The organism is Diaphorobacter aerolatus (assembly GCF_014489535.1).
Lineage (GTDB): Bacteria > Pseudomonadota > Gammaproteobacteria > Burkholderiales > Burkholderiaceae_C > Diaphorobacter_A > Diaphorobacter_A aerolatus.
Genome location: NZ_CP060783.1, coordinates 1944646 through 1969269 on the forward strand (window position 1 = coordinate 1944646; position 24624 = coordinate 1969269).

The following is a 24624-nucleotide window of genomic DNA, read 5'->3' on the forward strand; positions in this document are numbered from 1 at the left end:
GTGTGCGCGGCTCGCGCACGATACGCCAGCCCCTGATCCTCCTGTGCCGCGCAAGTTATCACAGTTTGCGTCGGCGATTGACCCCACGGCGACGGCCTATTTGTAGCCCGGCATCACCTGATAGCGCAATTGCTGCATCAGCCTGCGACGCAGCATCTGCATGCCGCTGAGCTGCGGCTGGCGGAACACACCCACGGTGTCGCCCCAGGCCGCGCTGTCCTCGCTTGCATGCGGCTCCCAATCGGTGCTGACGTGCAACAGTTCAAGCGACGCGTATTTGGCAAGCGCACGGTATGCGTCCGGATAAAAACGCCAGCAGTCCTGTGGATAACGATGCTCGGGCCCGCGCGAGGGAGCGAGCAGGAAGATGTGACCACCCGGCTTGAGCACGCGCACCATCTCGAGCCACGAGCACCAGAAATACTCCACATGCTCGAACGCCTGCCCCGAGACGATCACGTCGACAGAAAAGCTGTCGAACGGCAGCCGATACGGCGATTCAAGCACCACATCGACATTGGGACCCGCCGCCAGATCGACACCGGTGTATTGCCAGGCCGGGTGCACAAAGAACTGCTTGTAGCTGCCATTGACGTCGTAGCTTCCGATGTCGATGATCTTGAGCGACTTGGTGGTACTGCCCGAGAGAAACTGATGAACCAGCCCTTGCACATGGGCCAGTGAACTCGTATGCATTGCGTGTCCTTATTCTGGTTTTTCCACCACCCAGGCATCCTGGTGGTGCCAGAAATGCTGGGGCGCAAACTTCAGGATTCGCGCACCCGGCAGATGTTCGGCGATGCGATTTTCCACGTACTGCTGCGACGTGAATGCCGTGCCGTATTCCGCGCCTTCAATGGCATTGGATTCACTCGATGCGGTGAAGAAGAAACCCTCGGCATCGAGCGGAACGTTGGTGCGCCGCACGGCTTCCGCACCGTGCGTCGTGAATACCAGCACGCCACCCGGAGCGACCATGTCATAAATCCGCCTGAGCCAGCGCGACCAGGTCGATGCCGGCAGATGGCTGAACAGCGAAAGCACGAACACCGCGTCGTGCTGACGACTCCACTGCACATGCTCGGGCACGGCGGCGGAGACGAAACCATTCACGTTGAACGCCGCGCGCGCAAACGACACCGAATCGGCCACCACGTCGGAGACTACGACGCGATCCGCGCCGAGCGCCTTCACCAGATGACGCGTGAAGCGGCCATGGCCGCTCGCGAATTCCAGAAAACTGCGCGTGCGCAGCAGCGGATGGTTGACCTCTTCGAGCAACAGTACCAGCTCGGACATGGTGCGCCAGCCGTCGGCCAGATAGTCGCGGATCGGATTGAGGCTCGAAGGATGGTCTGCGAAGAACTTGTAGATGTCGTCCGCCTCGGAAATCTCGCAGGGGCAGCCCATCCACTGCCCGTAGGAGAGCAGCGGAAATTTCGCCTCGATGAGGTTGTGTGCGGCAAGCCGCGTAGCCGCGACGTCGCGCGCGGCGGTCAGCAATTCGCCGGCCGCGTTCATGTCTCCACGGGCGATCAGTGCCTGCGCGCTTTCAATCGGGCTTTGCGCGGCCTGTGTGTTTTCTGAAGAAGACATCATCAATCTCAAAATTCGGTTGTACCAGTCAGGACCGGCGATCAGATCCACTCGTGCGGAAGACGAACCAGGCCCGGCATGAGCGTTGGCGAAACAAAACGGAAGTGCTGGTAGTGCAGCCACGCATCGTAAAGCACCAGGCCGCTTTCATCGAACAGGTAGGCGCTCACCACATATTCGCCGCTGTGCAGCGGCAGATTGGGAAAGCGCAGTACGCACTCCCAAGTGCCATCCGGCATGCGCCGCGGATGCGCGCCTTCTTCATGGGTCGCGAGCGACGTGATGCCCGTGCCCTGCGATTGCTCGATCATGAAACCCAGATTGGGCCGCTCATCACCGCGCCCTCGCACGTGAAAGGTGACCACAAGATCCACACTTTCGAGCAGCGGCGGCTTGCCGTCGGCCAGATCGGCAATCGTTGCCGACAGCAGACTGGCCCCGAGGCCATCAGGATCGGGCTGCATGCGCGTGCCGGTTGCGGACTGCGTGGCGGGCAGGTCATCGCCGAGAGCATTGAGCGTCACGTCCGATGGAAGGTCTGCCTCGCCCAGCTCCGATGGCGCAACTGGAACAACGGCATCGGCGCGCAAGCGGCTGTGCATCTCGTAGGAGCCCATGACCGCCTCGGTCGGCCCCATCTCCATGATCTGCCCGGCCTTCAGCCAGATCGCCTGATCGCACAGATGACGGATGTGATACGAGCTGTGCGAGCAGAACAGAATCGTGCAGCCCGCATCGCGGAACTCCATGATGCGCGCCACGCATTTTTTCTGGAAATGCTGGTCGCCCACGGCCAGCGCCTCGTCGATGATCAGCACATCCGGCGGCACGGCGGTGATCAGTGCAAAGGCAAGACGCACCGTCATCCCGGAGGAATAGGTCTTGACGGCGCGATCCATGGCCTCGCCAAGCTCGGAGAACGCGATGATTCCCGGCTCGAGCTTCGCCATTTCTTCGTGGCTGATGCCGATCAGGCTACCGGCAAAATACAGGTTGTCGCGCCCGCTGAACTCGGGATGGAAACCCGCTCCGAGCTCTAGGATCGCGGTGACGCGCCCCACCCGCTCGACCGTACCCGAACTGGGCTGCATCGTGCCCGCCAGCAGCTTGAGCAACGAGCTTTTGCCCGCGCCGTTGTCACCCACCACGCCAACGCACTGGCCTCGTTTGAGTTCAAACGAAATGTCCTTGAGCGCCCAGTGACTGCGGTGCCGCACCTTGTTGCTGAACAGCGCCTTGAAACGCTCGCGCGGAGAATCGTAGAGCTTGTATTCCTTGCTCACATGGCTCACGCGCAGCACCGCATCGTCGCCACTGGCAAGCGCGCCGGTTGGTGGGGAAGCCTTCACGACGTTCATAGCCAATCTACCAACTGATCATGGCTGCGGCGCACGGCCACGGACAAGAGCGCTGCGGCGCCCGCAATCCACAGAGCCAGGGCGATCCATACGCTCCACGCAGGCCATGCCCCCTGCAGCAAAATCGTCTGCCAGCCGGAAACCACCGGCGTCATCGGATTGATCCACAACACCCAACGCCAGGCAGCGGGAAACATCGTCATGGGAAACAACACGGGCGACACAAAAATCCCGATCTGCAACGCGAATCCCACGATCTGTACCGTGTCGCGCAATGCCGCCGCCATGATGGCAAACAAATAGGCCAACAGAAAACTCATCACCACCTGCAGCAATAGCAGGGGATCACCGCGATCACCGGCAGGGCGAAATGATGGACCGGCGCATATGCCAGTGTGAGCAGCAACAGCATCGGCCCGAATACCACGGTGCTGGCCAAGACGGTGCGCGCAGGAAAAATGATCGGCGGAAGCGCATTCTTCTGCAGCAGCCCACCCGCATCGAGCAGGCTTGACGTACCGCGCCCGAAGGCATCGCAGAACGCCATCCACGCCAGCGACCCGACGATCAGATAAGTGCCGACGCGTGAGGTCGGAGCATGTTCGCCAAGGCGCATGGCGAACACCACGTCGAACACCAGATAGTAAGCCGCCACGGTGAGCAGCGGCTGGATGTACGCCCAGAGCACCCCCATTGCCGAACCCTGATAGCGCGCGACGACCTCTCGCCGCGTGAGGACAGCGACAAGGCTTCGCAAGCGCCAGAGCTGCGCGAGTTCAGTGAAAAAAGTGCCCATGCAAACGAAACACCGCCGGGAAGAACAAATGGGAGTAGGACACTCAAACGCGGCAACGCGAGAGACTCACCACAGGTGCAAGTCTTCTCGCGTCTAAAACCAATTTTCGAATACTGGTTGTGGGTTCGGAACGATCAATCACGCAGCGGCAACCAGACATCCATGGTACCAGCGATCACGCCAAGGGCGGCCGTGCATGACACGTTGCCTTCCGAACTCACGGGCATCCGTGGATGGTTTGTGATTTACTTTTTCGCTGGTGCCGCTGCAGCTGCAGCAGGCTTGCTTGCAGCCATCGCCTTGAGAGCGTCTTCGTGAACCGTGGCGTCCTTGATGAGGGCCTTGTTCTTTTCCACGCGCTTGTCGGAGAGCAGTTTGGTTGTTGAATCCGCCTTCAAACGATCTGCAACGTCCTCATAGGGAACCACACGAGCTGGTCGCTGTTCCACATACTGAATGATGTGATAACCAAACTGCGTCTTCACAACATCGCTCAACGGTTTTTCCTTGGAGAGTCCACCGATGGCGCGTTCGAATTCGGGAACATACCGACCATCAGGCGCGAAGCCGAGATCGCCGCCATTGGGGCCATTGGTCTTGTCTTCCGAGTTTTCCTTGGCGAGCTTTTGAAAGTCCGCGCCAGCCTTCAATTCTGCCAACAGTTTCTCGGCCTTGGCCTTGGACGCCGGCTTGTCACCTTCGATCAGGATGTGACGAACGTGGGTTTCCGGTGGAGCTTCAAAGGCCTTGGGGTTGGAGCGATAGAAGTCGCGTGCATAACTGTCTATGGCCTTGGCGTCAGGCATGTGCGACGCATCAATTTGCTCCAGACGTGCCGTCGAAAGAACGCGCTCCTTGGCCAGTTGCAACTGCGCCTTCATCTGAGGTGTTGCCGCCAGGCCGTTCTTTTCTGCCTCTTGGGCCAACAGACGACGAGCTGCCAAGGTGCTGGCAATCTGTTTCAGAACGGCCGGATTTTCCAATGTTCGTTCACGCGTGGGCGCGGGTGCATTTTGCAGCTCCGCACGAATATCCTGGTCGGTGATGTTGATGCCGCCGACCTCCATCACCACGGCCGGTTGTGCGGCCAACGCACCAGTTACCAAAAAAAGCCCGAAGGCGGCAGCACCAAATTTACGAGACGTTCTCATGACGGTTTAAAAAATCCTGGGTCACAGAAGCAGACTAGCTTATAAGTCCGCAAACGCAATACCTTCGCGCACGTGGGAGCCACCGCAAAGTGAGGGAGTGCCTAGGACGCAAGTTCCTAGATCGCCATCGGCGAGCACGAGTCGGAGATATCACACGGACATTTCACTAAGGAAATGCAAAAAATTAGAGATAAAAAAAGGCGGGGAAGTTCCCCGCCTTTTTATTCACGCATCGCTGCGTACACATCCCAAGAATTAGGGAGTGACACGAACGAAACGGTGACCCCAGTTCACACCGAAGTTACCGGCAGTGCCGGAAGCCACGGATGGGTTGTAAGCGCTAACAAACGCTTGACCCAGGATTGGCAGACCAGCAACGCGTGCGCCGGGGGTGTTCAGCTGAGCCCAGCCATTTGCATAGCCAGTGTCCATGTCCTTCAGAGACACGGAAGCGGCCAGAACGGCGGATTGAGCAGCACCAGCGTTGTTGAAGCTCAACACCGAGGTCTCACCGCAGAACAGCGTAGGCGCTGTTGGGGTACCGGGAGAGATCACCACGTCATCAGGCGATGCTGGCGAGTTCTCTTCGCGATCCCAGACCGTGTAGGTCACATTGCGCACGCAGACTGCGTCACCGTTCATTACCGTGTTGGCAGAAGTGAAGTGCTTGTTCACGGTCGTGTTGTACACGGCGGTAGGCTTGGTTGCCGAGTAATCCACAGCCACTGCATAGCGACGTGTAGGCATCGAGAACACCCAGTCGGTCTCAGCCTTGATGGTAGGCTCAGTCCAGAACTCGTTGATCACAGCACGTGTCGTGATGGCATCGGCCAACTTGATGGCTTGATCAGCAGGCCAGTTGGTGGATTCTGCCGTGTACACGGTGTACGGTGTAGACATGTCGGGCAAGTCATACATCGCAGCTGCGTAAGCAGGTGTCGTTGGCGAAGCAGCGGAACCCACGAACAGCGGATCGGACGAGAACGTTCCTGGATTTGTAACCGGCTCAGAAACCTGCGGGAAGTACACGATGTTACCGGAAGCCAGTGCTGACGGATTGACGGCACTGTTCACCGCTTCGATAGCCGTAGCTGCACCGCTCCATGACAGTGCCTTAGGCACGTTCATGATGGTCCAGTTAGCAGCCAGACCCGTGGTCGGGTTGGTCATACCGATGGCTGGATTCTTGTAAGCGGCTTCGTTGGCCAGATCCTTGTTGATCGCGCTCCAAGCCAGGTTGGTGCCGTCGTCCGCGCACTTGGCAACGCTGTTTGCGTGCTTGATCAGCGGGTACAGACCGGTCGTCGACTTAGGAATGTCGGCCATGTTGAAGATTTCAACGTAACCTTCACGCGTGTTATTGGCCTTCTCTTCCGCAGTCACATTCGGGTTCAGACGCGATGTGATGAACGGAGTGTCGTTGATCTTGGCCTTGGAAGGCTTCGTGCAAGTGTTGTCTTCGGTCTTCAGGTAAGACAGGCCATCCTTGTTCTTGCTGATGTTGGCAGTCCACACGTCACCAGGCGACAGGAAGACTTGGAAGTCAAACACGTCGTCGGAATTGCGGGCGCCACGGAAACGAACCTTCACAGCCTTGCCGTTCACGGTGTCGGTGTTGATCAGCGACAGCAGGTTGGCATTGCCATCTTGCGTGCTGAAGTAAGGCACCAGCAGCATGTGGCCGGTACCAGTGTTGCCGAACTGCAGGTCGTTAGCAGTTGCAGTACCACCGATAGTACCGATGGCGTGCGCGCTACCAGCAAAGCCCACCACTGCGGTGGCGATGCTCAGAGCGAGAACATTCTTCTTCATAGAAACTCCAGTTGAAAAGTTGTTTGGCGCAACTAAGGTAGAGGTTGATTACGCCTTTTAATCCTAGCATAGCGGGCAGGCAATTTGCCTAGAGAATTCACCCCGCTGCCGCAGATATGTTGGTTGAGTGCAACATTTACAGGTACTCGATACTCGTTTCCTCCATCAGTCACGCCATTTCAACCTGCAATAGGACAACAGACGCGGACTCAAATTTTTTCGAATATCCACCATTGCCCGTCCTCCAAAAGCCATGTTTCGTCAATGTAGGTGACGATTTGTTTCGGAAAATTCTGCCGAAACATTATGGCAGCCGTGGCAGCCAGACGAATCTGCGCATCGCACTTGTCCTTCGTCGGACATGTGACCTTGACCACATCACCCTCCAGTACACGCACATCCTTGCCACGCTGCTCCTTGTATTTCTCAGGAGTGACCGAAGCACGAAATGATGGCGTATTGTATTGATATGCCGCATTCTGGTCACCTTTTATCAGCGCCGCCCAACGCGCGTTTGCGCGCGCCTTGACCGCATCTTCGGGGCTACCACCGCCCATGCTGGCGCAGCCCGCCAACACTGCCAGTGCGACGCCAGAAACCGCAATTTTGAAGGTTGCCATAGGGCGAATTCCAACGCCTTTCAGACCACGGGGAACATCAATCTTCGTCATGCTTTTTTACTCCTGGATACAGATTTTAATAGCGAGTTAAACGCTGGACTACTGGGGTGTGGGCGCTGCGAGCGGCGGCGCCGTTCTTGGCGCAGCTCGTTCGCGGTTGTAATTGTCCACTTCTCTCAGCCCTTCAATCGATCACGCAGGTCGTCGGAAACCTCCCTGATATCGATGTCGGTGCGTACGACTCTGGGCGAGAGAACCACCAAAAGTTCCGTCCGGTCATTTGTACTCCCTTGGGTTCCGAACAGGCCGCCCAGCAGGGGAATCTGCGAAAGCACGGGAACACCCTTCTTCGATTTCGATTCGGTGTCCTTGATCAAGCCTCCCATGACGATGGATTCCCCGGACCGCACCGCCACCTTGCTGCTGACCTGGCGTTGCATGAATGACGGGGTGTCGGAGCTTTTATCCAGAATGTCTGTCAACATTTGGTCTACCTGCATGGTCACCAGATTTCCCGCGTTGACCGAGGGAGTCACGACCAGATTGACACCTGTATCCTTGTATTGGATCGAATTCGTGACCGTACTATTCGTTCCGTTTGGAATGATGGTGGTAGCCGTGTTCACAGCCCGCTGCTCGCCCACCGCGATAGTAGCTGTGTGGTTGTCGAGCACCATCAGATTAGGACTGGACACGACCTTCAGATGCGTCTTTTCCGCCAGCGCGGTCAACGTAGCCTGAACTCGACCATAGGGATTGAGGCTTTGGTAGGTGAAGCCGCCCGCAGCATTGACCGAGCCGCCCACAGTACCTCTGCCAGTGCGATTATTGGGTACTGAGCCCGGCTTGTTTCCATCCGTGAAATACCACTGCAATCCATATTCCAAATCATCGCCGAGCGTGACCTCGATGATGCTCGCTTCGATCAGCACCTGGGTCGGCGGAATATCCAGCCGTTTGAGGGTGGCCTCAATCTTTTCGTACTCCGCGCGGGTCGACCAGATCAGTACCGAATTGTTCAGCGCGTCAGCCACGACTCGAATCGAACCGAAGTTGGCAGCCATCGAGATCGAGGGACGATTGGCGTTGTTCGCCGTGTTTCGCGTATTGAGGTTGGACAAACCTCCGGAGCTGAAGCCCGATCCCATGTTTTGACCGAACATGCCCGCGCCGCCGCCGTAGCCGACCCCTCCGCCATAACCTCCATATCCGCCACCATAGCCGCCTCCGCCGCCATAGGCGTTGTTGACACCGCCCAGATTGGCGTTGAAGGCATTGTTGCTGTTGCCGTAAGGATTGTTGACACCGGCGGTACCAGCGACCGCTCCGCCCATCCCCGGAGCCACACCGGTGGCGCCGGTCGCGCCGCCGCTCTGGAACGGGTTGTTCTGCATACCACCAAACACCCCACTGAGCACCGACGCCAGATGCTGGGCGTTGCCGTTTTGCACTTGGTAAATGAACAACTGCGGCTCTGCCCCGTTGTCGCTTGGCTTGTCGAGCTTTTCGATCCAGCGGCGGGCTTCTTCAAGGTAAGCGGCACGCGGCGTCACGACCAGAATGCTGTTGATGCGCGCGATGGGCAACACACGAATCGCGCCATAGAGCGGAAAATTCTCGCTGAGCGCCACGGCGGGGGTGTTTGCGGCCGCGGCACCTCCGGCTGGAGTGCCCTGGGATTGGCCTGCCGGTCGCGCCGCTGCGGGAGCGCCGCCCGCCGGGGCACCGCCCGAGGCACCGCTGTTCAGCAGTTGCAGGGCGGATTCGACTTCCTTCACGGACGCGTATTTGAGCGGGAAGACGCCGACCGACATGCCCTTGAGCATGTTCACGTCGAAGGTCTTGACCATGTCCATCCAGCCTTCCGCCTGGTTACGCGTGCCCACCATGACCAGCATGTTGCGCAGCGTGTCCACGCGCACGATGGCTTCGCCCTGCACCATCGGCTTGAGGATCGCGGCCATTTCGGTGGCGCCGATGAACTCCAGCGGAATGATGACCACGCCGTAGCCGGGCGGCAGCGAGCCCTTGGTGCCCGCAACGCGAATGTTGGAGACCACGCCCTTGAGCGAGTCGAGCTTGCCCACGTGGTAGACGCCGCGCGAATCACGACCCATGGCGAGGCCATTGACCTGCAAGGCGCTTTCCAGCAGCGAGAGCGCGTCATCGGGCGAGATCGGGCCACGGGTGGCCAGTGTCACGCTGCCGGTGATCGGCTGATGCAGGATGTAGTCGACCTTGAGAACCTCGCGCATGAAGACCGTGACCACGTCCTGGATCGGCGCGTCTTCGAATTTGTAGCCGCTTGGCGAGCCTTCCACGGGCACGTAGGCCGGTGGCATGTTGATCAGCTTGTCGTCTCCACGCAGGATGCGCGGCTCGAAGTCGGGCTGGGGCGGCTTCTTGGGATCATCGCTGGTCGCCGCCGTGGCGGGCACGGCAACGGCAGCCTTTGCTGCGGCAGGGTCAACAACGGTCTGGGCATGCAAGCTCCCCCACAGAGCCAGCAGCAGGCCCGTAGTAATCAGTTGACGCGGTTTCATTGAATTCTTCTTCACTCTATTCATTGGGTAACTGGGCGTGCTCCGGCTCTGGCACGGATTTCGTTTCGTCGGCGCAGGCGCTCCCGCTGAGCTTCTTCCATGGCGGCACGCCGCTCTTCTGCGGAAGCATCGACAGGGATGTTTCCGGAATTCTGCGGTGCCTGACCATCAGGCGCTCCACCGGCGACCACCGGCTTTGGCACGGGCGCGGGCTTGGCCGTCAGAAGCGGCAGCTTCTTCGTTTCACCATTGCTCTCGAAGATCGCATCGCGATCATCGATGGACTTGAAGGTCCAGGCGCCGAGCTTGTCGTTGATGGCCACCATGCGCACCTTGCCCTCGACTTTCGCGAGCATGCCCGAGGGCGAGTCGCCCCCGCCATAAAGGCCGAAGACGTGAATGCCCGCAAACGGATCGGGCGGTGGCGCCTTCTTTTCCTCTTCCTTGGGCGGTGGCGGTGGTGGTGGACGGCGGCTTGGCGAGAACAGCGGACGCTCCAGCGTCTCGACAAACAGCCCCACGTCCACCTTGGAGGCAGAACTGGGCAGTGGATCTGCAAACTGCAGGTCCGGCATGACCGCCTGCGGCGGCGTCCAGACCACGTTGCGCAGAGAACCATCGGGCTTGAGCCACATCGCTGCCAGCCCCAGTGTGAGCAGCAGGATCAGGATACCGAGAATGCGTGTTGCGGACAGTGTCATGCAGGTTTGCGGTGCAACACCGAGAGTTTGAGGTCGGCGCCAAGGCGCTGCGGCTTGTCAGCGCGCTGCAGGCCGACGACCTGGATATTGATGCCATCCACCAGGATCACCGGAGTGAGGCTGGGCAGTACCGCGAGCGCCGCCTGCAGATGAATTAGCTCGCCTTCGGCGCGAACGGACAGCGAAATGCGCTCGAAACCCTGCTCCGTCTTGGTCGGCAGCACCTGGCTGCTCACCACCGTCAAACCGGCCGTGCTAAGCACCGAGCGCACGCGCTGCTGCGCGTCATTGCCGGCCTGGGTGGCGTCCATTTCGCTCGGGTAGATGAACAGCGACATGCGATCACCGAGCAGCTTGGCCTTTTCATCCATTTTCCCGGCACTTGCCTGCAGGCCGAGCAGGCGTGCAAATCGCGGCTCAAGGCGGTTGATCTGATCCTCACCTTCCGCATATTTGTTGGACACAAAGATGCCGAGCGCGAACAGCGGTATCAGGCACACGACCACTGTGAGCGCCATGAGAATCCAGTCGCGACGAGAGAGCTGGTTCATCATTAGCCTCCAATCGTTTCTGCGGAGGATGGCGCACCCGTCCTGGCGGGAGCGGGCGCTGGCGCGGGAGCGGCTGCCGGTGCCGGAGCAACAGCGGGCGCCGGAGTTGGTGGAGCCGCCGCCGGAGCAGCAGCAGCAGGCGTCGTCACCGCAGCGGCCGGTGCAGCGCTTGCCGGTGCCTGTGCGCTCGACGCGGCATTGGCCGGAGCCAGTGCCGCGGCCGTGGCAGCATCTGCCAGAGAAACGCCAAAACCATCCGTCAACTGAAATTCAATCTGGAATGTTTCCTTGACCATTCCAGGCTGGCGCACGGCCGGAGACGGTGCACGCACTTCCTTGATTTCGGGCATCGATCCGAGCTTTTGCATGAGCGAGGCGGAATCACTCGCCTGTCCACCAATCATCACCTTGCGGCCCTCGATCTGCAGGCGTTGCAAAACGGTGTCGTCGGGCAGCGCCTTGGTGAGCGCCTGGACAACCTGCAAGGTGTCCAGGCGATGGCCGATGATGTCGGCCAGCGCCTTCACCTGATCTTCGATCTTGACCAGGCCCTCCCGCTTGCCGACTTGCGGCCCTGCGGCTTTGTCGAGCGCTGCGTAGGCTACGTTGGCTTGCATGGCGCGGGCCCGCATTTGCAGATAGGGAGTGATCGCCATGGCTACGCACAGCGCCAGGGCGAGGCCGGACAAAATCCCAACCGTCGTCCAGTAACGCTTGCCACTGCGGGCGCGCCGCGCCTCGCCGAAACCCGGCATGGGCATCGCCGCGTCGGTGCGCTGCGGCAGGAGCGCCCACACTTCGGGCTCGCTGCCCGTTGCGACGCCCGCCTGGGTCGAAAGATATTGCTCGACACGCGAACGCGATGCCAGCGCCATTTCCACGTTGACCACGCCTGCCGCATTGGCAGCGCCGTCGGGATCGATGGCGTAGCCCCACACCAACGCGGAGGAAGCGAACGGGTTGCTGTTGGCCGCCTCCAGGGCAAGCGCCTGCACCATCTTGTCCGAATCCAGCAACGGCATCGTGAGGCGCTTGCGCAGCAGCAGATTCTCGGGCAGCAATACGGCCGCAAAGTCCGATGCGTTCTGCGCGGACTCGGCTGCCGACGCACGGGTCTTGCGACGGAACCCGCGCGTGCGGGCGTCCGGCTCCCAGATCGAGCCCCCTTGCGCATCGGCACCCGCCACACGGATCTCCACGCGCGGAGCCAGCCAGGCCCACGCAGGCGTGCGCACCAACTTGGCCCATGGGCTGCGCAAGTCGTGCCATAAATTCCGCAGGTCGAGACCAAAGAGCCTCAGATCGTCACTGGCAATGGGCATGCTTCAAGTAAAGTTTCATGAATTCGGCGAGGGAGCCTGCTCCACGCGGGAATCGGCATAAAAAACCCGCCATGGTAACCCGTCAGGCGAGCTGTTAGTGATCAGGTAGCGACGAACCACCGTGATCGCCCCTCCATCGGGAAGCGGGACGCGGGCGCTCATTTCCACGGACTTGGTAGACGTGGGCCCGGCCAACCAGGCGCCATTCATGCCGCTGGTATCCGCGCCGACATTATCCCCAGATCGCGCCTGCACGAAGCTGGCAACCGCCCCCGCATTACCCCCTGCAACAATATTGAGCACATTGGGAGGAGCGGCCTGCACATTGACCTGGCCGCTGCCGCCCGAATCCGTCGTCACGAGCGGCGCAATGCGCGCGTAGACCGCATAGTCCATTCCGGGCAGGCGCATGAGATCCTCGGGCGCTTCGAAACTGATCGGCCTTCCGGAAGGACCGGGCGTGGTGCGTATCGCGAGGATGGCATTGGCGAGATTGCCAGCGCTGCCATCGTCCATGCCACCACCAATCTTGAACAGCGCCTGCAGCAGTTCAACCGGCGCACGGTTGATATTGATGTAGCCATTCATCGGAGTCATCCGCACCATCACGTCCCGCCCTGCATAGGGAACCGGCGCTTCTATCAGTTTTTCCGGGCGTTTACCGCTCGCCACCATCGACTGCAACGCGACCTGCATCGCTCCTTCGGCGACCGCCTTGGCTTCGACGGTCTGGCGCGCGAACGAAGCGACCTTGAGCTCGGACTTCACCGTCAGCATGATTCCCGTCACCAGCACGCTGAGCGACGCCACCAGCCACAGCACGGCGATCAGCGCAAAGCCGCCATGATCGCGCACCTGCCGAACTGCGGCATGCGGGCTGGAACGCCGGGCTTGGGAATTGCGGGCGACTGCGATCATGATCCGCCAATCACTTCGTCATCACCATCCGCGCCACCGGGGAGTGAACCGGGCAGCGGCCACAAGGGCACGACCCATTGCAATGGCGCTCTCGCCTCACGCTGAATATCGATGGAAATGCGTGCGGGCAGATAGCCGGGATGCGCCCAGGTGCCCTCCCACTCGGTATTCGCGTCCATGTTCAGCGGCCGGTCGTTTTCGTACTGGAAAGAGGCGGCGGCTACGCCCTGCATCAGCACCTGAGAGGAAGCCGCGCCCCAGTCGGGGAAGTTCGCCTGATCGTCCCAGGGAAGGTACCGCAACACCAGTGCGTTCGAGCCTTCGACCGGCTCGACGCCGAGATGGAAGAAACTGCGTCCGCCAGCGCCATAGCGCGCAGGCAGCACACCCACCCACGAAACCTGATCGGGCCCACCCAAAAACAGCGGCGGGGGACGTCCACTGCTGGGCGCTGAGCCCAGTTGCGGCAGGGGCGCGTTGATGCCAGCGCCGACCACGGGACGCGCCGACGGCCGGCCCAGCGTGGATCGCACAAAGCGTTCGGCAAGCCGTTCCTCGTCCTGCATGGCGAGGTGCGCATCGACGCGGTCGCTGCTCTGCCCCGCGCTACGCATGCCCGACACCAGCGCAAGCATGATGGTGGACAGCAGCACCATGACCACCAGCATTTCGACGAGCGTGAAACCCCGCGGTTCGCGTGCGCACGGCCTTGTCGCCGGCTGTTGTCTTGTCGGAGCCGTCATATCCCCGGCCTCCGGGGGCCACGTTCGGGACGCAGCGTCCTGAGGATCATTTCCCTGGGCTCGCCCCGGTCCATCCAGCGAACGGATACGACCAGCTCGTGCAGCTTGGGCGCCTGGGGTGCGGAGTTGCCCGAATCGTAGGGCTGGGTCTGCAACGACCAGGCGATGTCGCCCACCGCTCCCGACTCGTTGAGCCCCGCGGTCGGCACCGCGTCCACGCGGCTGATCGTGGATTCGGCAATCGAAGTCGCCTGCTGGCGTAAATCGAGATCGCCCACCGTGCGCACGCTGCTGCCGGTGGCCCGGTAGAGAACGCCCAGCGAGATCGCCATGATCGCGAACGCGACCAGCAACTCCAGCAGCGAAAAGCCGCGAACACGCCGCCGTGACGGCACCCGGCCACGCACGGCCGCCCTGGGTGCGAACCTGAACCTGTTCATTTCTGCACCGGCTCCTGTTCGACGCGGCCCGAGAACCAGTCGACGCGCAGGCGCACGCCATCCCCTGAGCTGCGCAGAACGTCGACGCTGCCACCGCTGGCACCGCCCGAGGAGAGGAAGCGGATCGCAAAATGTGCGCCCTTGGCCTCGCTGTCCGCCACGATGGCTCGCATGTCGATGCTCTCGGGAATCGCGCGCTGCTTTGCGCCTTCGATGCCGTATTGCCGGTGTTCGAGATCGACGGCAAACACGCTGTCGCGTCCGGTCAGAGTGGCCATCTGGCGCGCCGCGCGCATCTCGGAGACCACGCCGCGCACCGCATCGCGATATTCCATCGACGTCTTCATCTTGTCATAGGCCGAGGGCGCGATCGACATGACCAGAGCCAGGATGGCGAACACCACCATCAGCTCGATCAATGTGAATCCGCGCTCCCGTGCCACAACAAGACGATGCCTTTGAAAGAAAAACGAAATTATTTGGTGTTGCGCACGTCGGCGTTTTCACCCTCGCCACCCGGAGCACCGTCGGCACCGAGCGAGAGAATTTCCAGACCGCCGTTCGGGCCGGGATTGGCATAACGGAAAGGATGGCCCCACGCGTCCGCAGGAACGTCATCGCCCTTGAGGTACGGGCCGGCCCAGCCGCTTGCGTTGCCGGGGCGCTTCATCAGCGCGCCCAAACCTTCGTCATTGGTCGGATAGCGGCCCACGTCGAGCTTGTAGATTTCGAGCGCCTTGTCGATGTCGGAGATCTGCACCGCCGTCGTCTTGGACTTGGCACCGCCCAACTGGTTGAGCACCTTGGGGCCGACCAGACCGGCCAGCATGGTCAGAATTGCCAGCACGACCAGCAATTCAATCAAAGTGAAGCCCGCCTGGGCCTTTTTCTTGCGAGGGTTGTTCATGGTTTGCGTCATATAAAACAAAACAGTTAAATCAGGCAGCGAGATCGTTGACGGACAGAATGCCCATGAGGATCGACACGATGATCGCCGCTATCAGGATACCGAGCACGAGGATCAGCACCGGCTCCACCAAGGTCAAGGTCCGTTTGATACCCACCTCCACCTCACGGTTCAAAATATTCGCCAGTTCGAGCGTCATCGGGCCAATGCGGCCCGTTTCCTCTCCAACGCGCAACAGATTGATGGCGAGCGGCTCGAAGATGGCTGTTCCGATGGCCGCATCTGCCACCTTGCTACCCTCCTTGACCTTGGGAGCCATGGTCTCCAGAGGTTTGCGCAGCAGGAGGTTGGTCACGGTCTGGGTGGAAATATGCAACGCCGTCAGCAGCGGAACGCCATTGCCGAGCAGCGTGCCGAGCGAGCGCGAAAACAGCGTCATCTCGTATTTCTTGGACAGCGTGCCGACCAGCGGCATGCGCAGGATCACCGACTGCCACCACTGGCGTCCGCCCGGCGTCCTGAGCCATTTGAGCAGCAGCCAGATCACCAGCGCCGCCACGATCACGATCACCAGACCGTAGTGCTGGAAGACCTTGCCGATGTTCATCACCACGCGCGTCGGCACGGGCAGCGCGTCGCCCATGTCGTTGAACAGCTTTTCAAACTGCGGCACGACGAAACCCAGCATCGCGATCAGCGACAGCACCGCCACGCCCAGCAGGATCGCCGGATAAATCGCGGCTGAAATCACGCTCTCGCGCAGCGAGCGGATGCGCTCCATGTGCTCGACCAGACGTGCCATCACCGACGCCATCTGGCCGCTGATCTCGCCCGAGCGGATCATGTTCACGTAGAAATCGCTGAAAAGCTGCGGATGATTGGCAAGCGCCTTGGATAGCGGTGTGCCGCTCTTGACCTTGTCCAGAATGTCGATGAGCAGCGCGGTCACCGTGGGCTTGTAACTCATGTCGATCAGCACACGCAACGCGTTGTCCAGCGCCAGTCCGGCCTTGAGCATGATGGCCAGTTCGGAGGTCAGCGAGAGCACATCGGCCGCATTGACCTTGGCCTTGGGGTTGCCTTTTTTCTTTGCGGGATTGAGCGCAGTGCCGACGGCACCGGCCTTGCCCGCTGCGGATGCACCCGAAGCGCCGGCCTCGCGCACGTCAAGCGGCGTCAACCCCTGATCACGCAGACGCTTGAGCACCTGCGCGGCGCTCGTGGCGTTGAGACTGCCCTTGGTAACCTTGCCGTTCGCGGCGGCCGCGCTCCAGTCGAAATCAGGCATCGTTCTGATCCTGCGTCACGCGGGCCAGCTCATCCAGGCTCGTCGCACCCGCCAACACCTTGCGCAGGCCGTCCTCGTGCAGGCTGAGCATGCCGTCGCGCGCTGCGATGGTGTTGATTTCCACGGCGTCCTTGCCCTGAAGAATCGCCGTGCGAATCTTTTCGTCGAGTGACAGCAATTCGTGAATACCGGTACGGCCACGAAAGCCCGTCTGGCGGCATTGTTTGCAGCCGACGGGTTTGTAGACCGGCGTGCCCAGTTCGCAAAAGCGCGACAGGCCCGAGGTCTTCCATTCGGTCTCCGACGGGATATGTGGCGCCTTGCATTCGTTGCACAGCGTACGCACGAGGCGCTGGGCCAGAATGCCGTTCACTGACGACGTAATCAGATAGCCTTCGACGCCCATGTCCTTCAAGCGGATGATGGCGCCGGCCGCCGTGTTCGTGTGCAGCGTGGACAACACCAGGTGACCGGTCAGCGCAGACTGCACGGCGATCTGCGCCGTTTCGCCATCGCGCATTTCGCCGATCATGATGATGTCCGGGTCTTGTCGCAGAATCGAGCGCAGCGCGTTCGCGAAGGTCAGATTGATCTGCGAGTGCACCTGGATCTGGTTGATTCCCTCAAGCTGGTATTCGACCGGATCCTCGACCGTGATGATCTTCTGCGTCTCGGAATCGAGCTTGGCGAGCGCCGCGTACAGCGTGGTCGTCTTGCCCGAACCGGTCGGCCCGGTGACCAACAAAATGCCGTGCGGCTTGGCGAGCAGGCCGTTGAACTTTTCAAGCGTATCGGTGGCAAAGCCCATGTCCACCAGGCTGAAGCGCACGCTTGCACGGTCCAGCACGCGCATCACGATGCTTTCGCCATGCACGGTCGGAACCGTGGAGACACGCAAATCTAGCTCGCGCCCCTTCACGCGGGTCTTGATGCGCCCGTCCTGCGGCAGGCGACGCTCGGCGATATCGAGGTGCGCGAGCAGCTTGACGCGCGAGCCCACGGCCGCGCTGTGCTTGGGCGGAACGATTTCCGAGGAATGAATCACGCCATCGACGCGGTAACGCACATGCATGCCATCGTCGAACGGCTCAAGGTGGATGTCCGATGCGCGCATGTCGATCACGCGACCAACAATCGCATTGACCAATCGAATGACCGGCGCCTCGCTCGCGAGGTCTTTCAGGTGCTCGACGAAATCGCCCGAGTCGCCATCGAGGCCTTCCATGCCTTCGCCATCGACTTCCTGCGCCGGTTGCGCGAGCGCGCGCTCGATGTCGGACACGTTGGCGACGAATGGCCGCACCTCGAGCCCCGAAACCATGCGCAACGCCCTGAGCACGAAATCGTCCTGCGGCACGGCCATGGCCACATCGAGACGGTCATCCTCGACGCGCAGCGGATAGACGTTGTGGCTGACCAGAAAATCCGGCAGCAGCCCCTCGACCTCGGGCATGAGCGTGGGGAACTCCTCGGCGGTCACGAAGGGCACGTTCAGCTGCCTGGAGAGTGCCTGGCTGATGTCCAGTTCGGAGACCACGCCGAGTTGCACCAGCACCTTGCCCAGCATGCCACCCATTTCCTGTTGCGCATTGAGGGCACGCTCCAGATCGCGGTGATTGATCTTACCTGCCTGCAACAGCATCTCGCCCAGACGCAAGCGTCCGGCCGCTGGCGGATCTACGAGGACGGGTTCAAGGGGCTCTGCTAGTTGTGTCATCATCAAATAAGAGTTCTCACCTGCGCGGGAATGCATGGTTCATGCCGCACGGTCGTGGCAATCCAACCCTCCATCATACCGATCACGCCTTTCAATGGCTGGCGACAAGCACAGATAAGAAATACATGCGATCAGCACTGTCACATATCGGAAGAATTAGTGGAAATATAGGAGCAAGCGCCGTTGTCGCACTGGCGATACTGGCGGGCAATGCCCACGCCCAGATCGCCGCCGACGGACTGATGCCGCGCGCACCGTTGCTGATCACGCCGATGGTTTCGGGCATCCTGCTGTGCAACGAGGGCAACCAGAGGACGGAGCTCACGACGCTCGAACAGATCGAGGAATGGTGCGAAAAGAACCACCAGACCCGCGATCTCGCGGCCAAGGCGGCGCTGGACGAACTGGAGCCCAACGGCCCGGCCGGCAAGGTCCAATTGGGCTACACCTTGCTGGTTCCCTTGCTGGAACTGTATGAGAAGCAAGGCAACGACTGGCGGATCAGCCCTGCCAGGGCGAAAAAATACCTCAACGTCATCTCGGTCATCGACCGCCCCGTTGTCGTCTACCTGATGGGGGATCACTACGACAGCAGTTCCGCCCTCTCCCAGGAACTGGCCCGTGATCCGCAGAACCTGCTGGCCTATGCGAGCGGCCCGGTGCCCGTCACCCGCTACATCGGGCACGGAATCATTCCATTCACGTTGCGCACCGACGAAAACATTCCGGTCAATCGCTACCGCTTCCAGGCGCTGCGCTACATGACCCAGCAGCTACGCGCGCTCGATGCGCCGACGCGCTCGCGGATCGCTGCCGTCACGCTGGCCGGGGAAATTCACCACATGTATCCCGACTTCGAGAACGGTGTGGGCGAATTCGACCACATCAAGGTGACCGACTACCGCCCCGAATCGCAGCAGGAATTCCGCGCCTGGCTCAAGGACAAATACGGCACGGTGGAACGCCTGAATCGCAAGCTCGGCTTCCGGTATGCAGCTATGGCCGATATCGAAGCGCCGTCGCTCGACATCCGCACACAGCCCCTCAAGACCTTTGCCCAGCATTACGACGCCTACGCTGCGGGCACGCTGCCGATGTCTGGCTGGCTCTGGGATCCCGAGAAGAAGATCGACCAGATCACTCTGCATGTGGACGGCAAGTTTCACGCCGCCGTCGCCGTGGGTCTCGGACGCATGGACGTCTATCGCGCCAAGCCCGAGGTAACCACTCCCAACACCGGCTTTCGCGGCCTGATCGATTTCAGCGCCATGGCACCCGGCAAGCACGTTGCGCAGATGGTCGCAAGCTCGAAGGGCAAGCGGTTTCTGCTCGGCGAGCGTGAGTTCGTGGTCGTGCCGCCGGATCAGTCATCCACCAGCGCCATCCCGCAGCCGCAACGCCTGAAGGGTTTGCCAGAAGCGGGCGAACTCGCGTCCGTGCAGCTTTGGCTCGATCGGCCCAAGCCGCTGCAGGATGTTTACTACAACCCGATGGCGCGCGAATGGAACCGGTTTCGCGCGCATCAGGTGAACCAGTTGCTCGACCATTTCTACCGCATCGCACGCGCCGAAGGTCTGCCGGCCGACTTGCTGTATTCACACCAAATCATCCCCGAGACCAATGGTGCCTGGAATCCCGTGCTGTTCGCATCGGACCAGTCGATTTCAAACACCACACCCTGGCGCACAGGCATCAACCAGTACGGCGCGAGTCCCTACGTTTTCGAATATCTGAACGAACGTTTGGTACGCGCCTATGGGGTGCCCGAGTTCAATCCCCTGCAGGGACGCAACCCCGAAGCCGCGCGTGCGGCGCTGGTCAGGCACTACCAGGCCGGCGCAAGGTTCGTGAGCCCGTTTTTCATCTCGGTGGTACCGGCGCGTCTGCGCGCGGCCGATGACAAGCGCCTGTTCGATATCGCGACGGACAATCCGGTCGATGGCAACGACGCGTTTCACGACACCCTGCAATGGTTCGTGCGCAAATAGGCCATGGCGGCCTCTCACGTCTCAGGCAGGCTCAGGCGAACAATTCGGCGTTCTTGAACGCGACTCCCGACTGGTCCTTGGCCGACAGGCTGGGCGTGCCTTCAAAGTGCCAGTCGACGCCGATGTCGGGGTCGTTCCAGACAATGCAGCGCTCGTGTTCGGGTGCGTAATAGTCGGTGGTCTTGTAGAGAAAATCCGCCGTCTCGCTGAGCACCACAAAGCCGTGCGCGAATCCCGGCGGCACCCATAGCTGGTGCTGGTTTTCCTCGCTCAGTTCCGTGCCGACCCATTGGCCCAGCGTGGGTGAGTTCCGGCGAAGATCCACGGCCACGTCGAAGACGGAACCGCGCACCACGCGCACCAGCTTGCCCTGTGGCTGCTGAATCTGGTAGTGCAGCCCCGCAGCACGCCCTTGCTGCTGCGACTGTGGTTGTCCTGCACGAAGGGGTGGTTGGTCCCGGTGGCTTCGTTGAACGCCCTCTGGTTGAAACTCTCGAAGAAAAAGCCGCGCGCATCTCCGAACACCTTGGGTTCGATCAGCACGACGTCGGGAATGGTCAGGCGGGTTGCTTTCATGCTCGTTCAATACACCTTGTCGCGCAGAACGCGCATCAGATACTGACCATAACCACTTTTGGTCAGCGGCTTGGCGAGACGTTCCAGTTGCGCCGCGTCGATCCATTGGTGACGCCATGCGATCTCTTCCGGACACGCGATCTTCAGACCCTGACGGTGCTCGAGCGTGGAAATGAACTGCCCGGCTTCGAGCAGGCTTTCGTGCGTGCCGGTGTCGAGCCACGCATAGCCACGGCCCATGATTTCGACGTTCAACTCGCCCTTGTCGAGGTACAGGCGATTCAGATCGGTGATTTCAAGTTCGCCGCGAGCGGAGGGCTTCAGGCCCTTGGCCATCTCCACGACCTGCTCATCGTAGAAGTACAGTCCCGTGACCGCATAGTTGGACTTCGGCTCGGCCGGCTTTTCTTCGAGCGACAACACCTTGCCTGCCCCGTCGAACTCGGCCACGCCATAGCGCTCGGGATCGTGCACGTGGTAGGCGAACACGCTCGCGCCCGACGTGCGATTGCGCGCGCTGCCCAGCAGCTCATGGAAGTCGTGTCCATAGAAGATGTTGTCGCCGAGCACCAGCGCGCTCGGGCTGCCATCCAGAAATTTCTCGCCGATCACGAAGGCCTGCGCCAGACCGTCGGGACTGGGTTGCACTTCGTAGCTCAGGCGAATGCCCCATTGGCTGCCGTCGCCCAGCAGTTGCTCGAAGCGCGGCGTGTCCTGCGGCGTGCTGATGATCAGGATGTCGCGAATGCCCGCGAGCAACAGCGTGCTCAGCGGGTAATAGATCATGGGCTTGTCGTAGACCGGCAGCAGTTGCTTGCTGATCGCCAATGTCGCTGGATGCAGGCGCGTGCCGGATCCACCCGCGAGAATGATGCCCTTGCGCTGAATGGTGCTGTTCGTGTTCATGATGATTCTTGTCGGATGGTGGTCACAGGATTTCCGTGAGCATGCGCTCGACGCCCTGTTGCCAATGCGGCAGCGTGAGGCCAAAGGTGGACTGCAACCGGCTTGTGTCGAGGCGCGAGTTGTGGGGCCGTTGGGCCGGCGTCGGGAAGGCCGACGTCGGAACCGGCGCGATCTCCGTCGCCTTGATCTGCAGAGCGGGCTGAATTTTCTGCGCGCGCTCGATCACGAATTTCGCGTAGTCGAACCAGGTGGTGACGCCGCCCGCGACACAGTGGTACAGGCCTGCCTCCTCGGGCCTGCGCTGCAAATGGCGAATGGCATGCGCCGTCACATCGGCCAGCAGATCGGCTCCCGTGGGTGCGCCGAACTGGTCGTCGATGACGGTCAGGCGTTCACGCTCCTGAGCAAGGCGCAGCATGGTTTTTGCGAAGTTGCCACCGCGCGCCGCATAGACCCAACTGGTGCGCAGGATCAGGTGCCGGGCACCGCTGGCACGGATAAGCTCCTCGCCTTCGCGCTTGGTGCTGCCATATACGGACAGCGGACCGGCCACATCGGTTTCGACCCATGGGCGTTCGCCCGAGCCGTCAAACACATAGTCCGTGCTGTAGTGGACCAGCCAGGCGCCCAGGCGCGCCGCCTCTTCGGCTATCAAACCCGGCGTCGTGGCGTTGAGCTTGCGCGCCAGTTCGGGCTCGCTCTCGGCCTTGTCGACCGCGGTATGCGCTGCGGCATTGACGATCACATCAGGCGAGAGCGTACGCACGGCAGCAGCGACGCCCTCGGGGTTTGAAAAATCACCGCAATGGTCGGTACTGTCGAAGTCCAGTGCAGTGACCTGCCCCAAGACGCTCAGGCTGCGCTGCAACTCCCAGCCGACCTGACCGCCCTTGCCCAGCAGAAGAATCTTCATGCGCTGGCCTTGTTCTCTTGGCTGTATTGCTGCGATATCCAGTCGCGGTAGGAGCCGGTCTGCACGCCAGCCACCCAATCGGCGTTGTCCAGATACCACTCCACGGTCTTGCGGATACCGGTCTCGAAGGTCTCGGCGGGCTTCCAGCCGAGTTCGCGCTCGAGCTTGCGCGCGTCGATCGCATAGCGGCGGTCATGGCCCGGACGGTCGGTCACATAGGTGATCTGCTCGCGGTAGCTCTTGCCGTCGGCACGCGGACGCAATTCGTCAAGCAGACCGCAGACCAGGTTCACGATCTCGATGTTCGGTTTCTCGTTCCAGCCGCCGACGTTGTAGGTCTCGCCGAGCTTGCCGCCTTCGAGTACGCGCCGGATCGCGCTGCAATGGTCTCGCACGTACAGCCAATCGCGGATCTGCATGCCGTCACCATAGACCGGCAATGGCTTGCCAGCCAGCGCATTCACGATCATCAGCGGAATCAGCTTTTCGGGAAAATGGTAGGGGCCGTAGTTGTTGCTGCAGTTGGTGGTGAGCACCGGCAGTCCATAGGTGTGATGCCAGGCGCGCACCAGATGGTCGCTGGCCGCCTTGCTCGCCGAATACGGGCTGTTGGGCTCGTAGTTGTGTTCTTCGGTGAACGCCGGATCGGTTGGCTTGAGCGAACCGTAGACTTCGTCGGTGGACACGTGCAGAAAGCGAAATGCCTGCCTGTCCGCATCCGCAAGCCCGGCCCAGTAGTGGCGCGCGGCCTCCAGCAGACGAAAGGTGCCGACGACGTTGGTCTCGATGAAGTCTTCGGGTCCATGGATCGAGCGATCCACATGCGACTCAGCCGCGAAATTCACGATGGCGCGCGGCTGATGCTCCTTGAGCAGGCGCTCGATCAGCGCGCTGTCGCCGATGTCGCCCTGGACAAATTGGTGGCGCGCATCCCCCTGAAGCGTCCGCAGATTCTGCAGATTGCCGGCATAGGTGAGCTTGTCGACGTTGACCACTGGCTCGTTGTGAGTGGCCAGCCAGTCCAGCACGAAGTTGGCGCCAATGAAGCCTGCGCCGCCAGTGACCAGAATCATGGTTGTGTGTCCGAAAGGGAAAATTGACAAAACCCTTAATTATCCCATCACTCACACGGCACCCTTCCGGTAACGAAAAGTCATAGACTTCAAGGCTTTGAACCGATCAAAGTCATTAGGGTCTGTTCAATATCGACCGTAAAGGATCACCATGAGCGATCAAAAGCCATCCGGCGGATACAAGGGCCCGGGAGCGATTCCGGAACAACTGCAACAGCTCCCGCACCTCGCCAGGGAGTCGGCGGAACAGATCTGGCAGGCCGGTCTCGGCGCATTTTCCAAGGCGCAGAAGGAAGGCGGCAAGGTCTTCAACGGGCTGGTGCAGGATGGAATGGCGCTGCAAAAGCAGGCACAGGCGCTGGCGCAGGAACAGTTGCAGGCCGCCGGCGCGCGATTCGAAGACCTGACGAGCAGGATGGGCTCGCGCGCGAGCGAACCGCTCGACAAGCTCGAGTCGCTTTTCGAGCAGCGCGTGGCCAAGGCGCTCGAGCGGCTGGGAATTCCCAGCGCCGAGGAACTGCAGGCCCTCAAGGCACAGGTTGAATCCCTGACCGAGGAACTCAAGCAAAGCCGCGCACGCGAGTCCAAAGGACAAGGCCCGACGACCCATCCCGGCGACAACGGCGGCCGCTGAATTCCTCGAAACGAAAATCCTACCCCGCGCCGACTCCGCCCGGTCTCATCGATTACCCAGTGTCCATAGCC

General features: G+C 61.0%; 24 protein-coding genes and 1 pseudogene. 2 read left to right on the forward strand and 23 right to left on the reverse strand.

Annotated features, from left to right (window positions below):
- Nucleotides 1-96: 96 nt before the first annotated feature.
- The 19 genes from H9K75_RS08910 to H9K75_RS08995 form a co-directional block, all read right to left on the reverse strand.
- Entirely contained in the window at nt 97-696 is a 600-nt protein-coding gene (locus H9K75_RS08910) for a methyltransferase domain-containing protein (RefSeq protein ID WP_187725494.1), read from the reverse strand.
- A gap of 9 nt (nt 697-705) precedes the next feature.
- Complete coding sequence (locus H9K75_RS08915) at nt 706-1596, reverse strand: class I SAM-dependent methyltransferase (RefSeq protein WP_187725495.1); 891 nt, start codon at nt 1594-1596, stop codon at nt 706-708.
- A 41-nt stretch (nt 1597-1637) separates the two neighbouring features.
- The gene (locus H9K75_RS08920; protein WP_187725496.1) at nt 1638-2954 is read right to left on the reverse strand and encodes an ABC transporter ATP-binding protein; all 1317 of its coding nucleotides are present in this window, start codon (nt 2952-2954) and stop codon (nt 1638-1640) included.
- Nucleotides 2951-3280, reverse strand: coding sequence for an ABC transporter permease (locus H9K75_RS24710; protein ID WP_264294030.1), 330 nt, complete (start codon nt 3278-3280; stop codon nt 2951-2953). Before H9K75_RS24710 ends, H9K75_RS08920 begins: the two co-directional genes overlap by 4 nt.
- Nucleotides 3274-3750 (reverse strand): ABC transporter permease, encoded by a 477-nt coding sequence (locus tag H9K75_RS24715; protein ID WP_264293996.1) that lies wholly within the window; start codon nt 3748-3750, stop codon nt 3274-3276. The genes H9K75_RS24710 and H9K75_RS24715 overlap by 7 nt, the downstream gene beginning before the upstream one ends.
- Before the next feature lie 245 nt (nt 3751-3995).
- Nucleotides 3996-4901: a peptidylprolyl isomerase gene (locus H9K75_RS08930; protein ID WP_187725497.1), complete on the reverse strand. Its 906-nt coding sequence runs from the start codon at nt 4899-4901 to the stop codon at nt 3996-3998.
- A 255-nt stretch (nt 4902-5156) separates the two neighbouring features.
- Nucleotides 5157-6713: a cell surface protein gene (locus H9K75_RS08935; protein WP_187725498.1), complete on the reverse strand. Its 1557-nt coding sequence runs from the start codon at nt 6711-6713 to the stop codon at nt 5157-5159.
- A 209-nt stretch (nt 6714-6922) separates the two neighbouring features.
- On the reverse strand, nt 6923-7384 hold the full coding sequence (locus H9K75_RS08940; RefSeq protein WP_187725499.1) for a hypothetical protein: 462 nt from the start codon (nt 7382-7384) through the stop codon (nt 6923-6925).
- Nucleotides 7385-7509: 125 nt separating this feature from the next.
- The gene (gene gspD / locus H9K75_RS08945) at nt 7510-9876 is read right to left on the reverse strand and encodes a type II secretion system secretin GspD (protein ID WP_187725500.1); all 2367 of its coding nucleotides are present in this window, start codon (nt 9874-9876) and stop codon (nt 7510-7512) included.
- A gap of 20 nt (nt 9877-9896) precedes the next feature.
- A complete protein-coding gene (locus H9K75_RS08950) occupies nt 9897-10577 on the reverse strand; it encodes a hypothetical protein (protein WP_187725501.1) in 681 nt (226 codons plus the stop codon).
- Nucleotides 10574-11128 carry a type II secretion system protein GspM gene (gene gspM / locus H9K75_RS08955; RefSeq protein WP_187725502.1) on the reverse strand — a complete coding sequence of 185 codons (555 nt, stop codon included), beginning with the start codon at nt 11126-11128 and terminating at the stop codon, nt 10574-10576. The genes H9K75_RS08950 and gspM overlap by 4 nt, the downstream gene beginning before the upstream one ends.
- 2 nt (nt 11129-11130) lie before the next feature.
- Nucleotides 11131-12387, reverse strand: a complete 1257-nt coding sequence (locus H9K75_RS08960) for a PilN domain-containing protein (RefSeq protein ID WP_226858619.1) — start codon at nt 12385-12387, stop codon at nt 11131-11133.
- A gap of 78 nt (nt 12388-12465) precedes the next feature.
- Entirely contained in the window at nt 12466-13368 is a 903-nt protein-coding gene (locus H9K75_RS08965) for a type II secretion system minor pseudopilin (protein WP_187725504.1), read from the reverse strand.
- Entirely contained in the window at nt 13365-14111 is a 747-nt protein-coding gene (locus tag H9K75_RS08970; protein WP_187725505.1) for a prepilin-type N-terminal cleavage/methylation domain-containing protein, read from the reverse strand. The genes H9K75_RS08965 and H9K75_RS08970 overlap by 4 nt, the downstream gene beginning before the upstream one ends.
- Nucleotides 14108-14551, reverse strand: coding sequence for a type IV pilus modification PilV family protein (locus tag H9K75_RS08975; RefSeq protein WP_226858620.1), 444 nt, complete (start codon nt 14549-14551; stop codon nt 14108-14110). Before H9K75_RS08975 ends, H9K75_RS08970 begins: the two co-directional genes overlap by 4 nt.
- On the reverse strand, nt 14548-14970 hold the full coding sequence (locus tag H9K75_RS08980) for a pilus assembly FimT family protein (protein WP_264293997.1): 423 nt from the start codon (nt 14968-14970) through the stop codon (nt 14548-14550). Before H9K75_RS08980 ends, H9K75_RS08975 begins: the two co-directional genes overlap by 4 nt.
- Nucleotides 14971-15026: 56 nt before the next feature.
- Nucleotides 15027-15458 (reverse strand): type II secretion system major pseudopilin GspG, encoded by a 432-nt coding sequence (gene gspG / locus H9K75_RS08985; protein ID WP_187725507.1) that lies wholly within the window; start codon nt 15456-15458, stop codon nt 15027-15029.
- 31 nt (nt 15459-15489) lie between these two features.
- A complete protein-coding gene (locus H9K75_RS08990; protein WP_187725508.1) occupies nt 15490-16746 on the reverse strand; it encodes a type II secretion system F family protein in 1257 nt (418 codons plus the stop codon).
- Nucleotides 16739-18466: a GspE/PulE family protein gene (locus H9K75_RS08995; protein ID WP_404826415.1), complete on the reverse strand. Its 1728-nt coding sequence runs from the start codon at nt 18464-18466 to the stop codon at nt 16739-16741. The genes H9K75_RS08990 and H9K75_RS08995 overlap by 8 nt, the downstream gene beginning before the upstream one ends.
- 122 nt (nt 18467-18588) lie before the next feature.
- Here H9K75_RS08995 and H9K75_RS09000 point away from each other — a divergent pair, with 122 nt between their 5' ends.
- Complete coding sequence (locus H9K75_RS09000) at nt 18589-20451, forward strand: beta-galactosidase (protein WP_187725509.1); 1863 nt, start codon at nt 18589-18591, stop codon at nt 20449-20451.
- A gap of 31 nt (nt 20452-20482) precedes the next feature.
- Here H9K75_RS09000 and rfbC read toward each other — a convergent pair.
- The 4 genes and pseudogenes from rfbC to rfbB all read right to left on the reverse strand — a co-directional run bounded on the left by rfbC (nt 20483) and on the right by rfbB (nt 23919).
- Nucleotides 20483-21027: pseudogene (rfbC, locus tag H9K75_RS09005) on the reverse strand (dTDP-4-dehydrorhamnose 3,5-epimerase).
- Nucleotides 21028-21033: 6 nt separating this feature from the next.
- Complete coding sequence (gene rfbA, locus H9K75_RS09010; protein ID WP_187725510.1) at nt 21034-21933, reverse strand: glucose-1-phosphate thymidylyltransferase RfbA; 900 nt, start codon at nt 21931-21933, stop codon at nt 21034-21036.
- Nucleotides 21934-21955: 22 nt separating this feature from the next.
- The gene (rfbD, locus tag H9K75_RS09015) at nt 21956-22846 is read right to left on the reverse strand and encodes a dTDP-4-dehydrorhamnose reductase (RefSeq protein WP_187725511.1); all 891 of its coding nucleotides are present in this window, start codon (nt 22844-22846) and stop codon (nt 21956-21958) included.
- A complete protein-coding gene (gene rfbB, locus H9K75_RS09020) occupies nt 22843-23919 on the reverse strand; it encodes a dTDP-glucose 4,6-dehydratase (RefSeq protein WP_187725512.1) in 1077 nt (358 codons plus the stop codon). Before rfbB ends, rfbD begins: the two co-directional genes overlap by 4 nt.
- Before the next feature lie 151 nt (nt 23920-24070).
- On the opposite strand from rfbB, the gene H9K75_RS09025 reads away from it, so the two are divergent.
- Nucleotides 24071-24553 carry a phasin family protein gene (locus H9K75_RS09025; protein WP_187725513.1) on the forward strand — a complete coding sequence of 161 codons (483 nt, stop codon included), beginning with the start codon at nt 24071-24073 and terminating at the stop codon, nt 24551-24553.
- Nucleotides 24554-24624 lie beyond the last annotated feature (71 nt).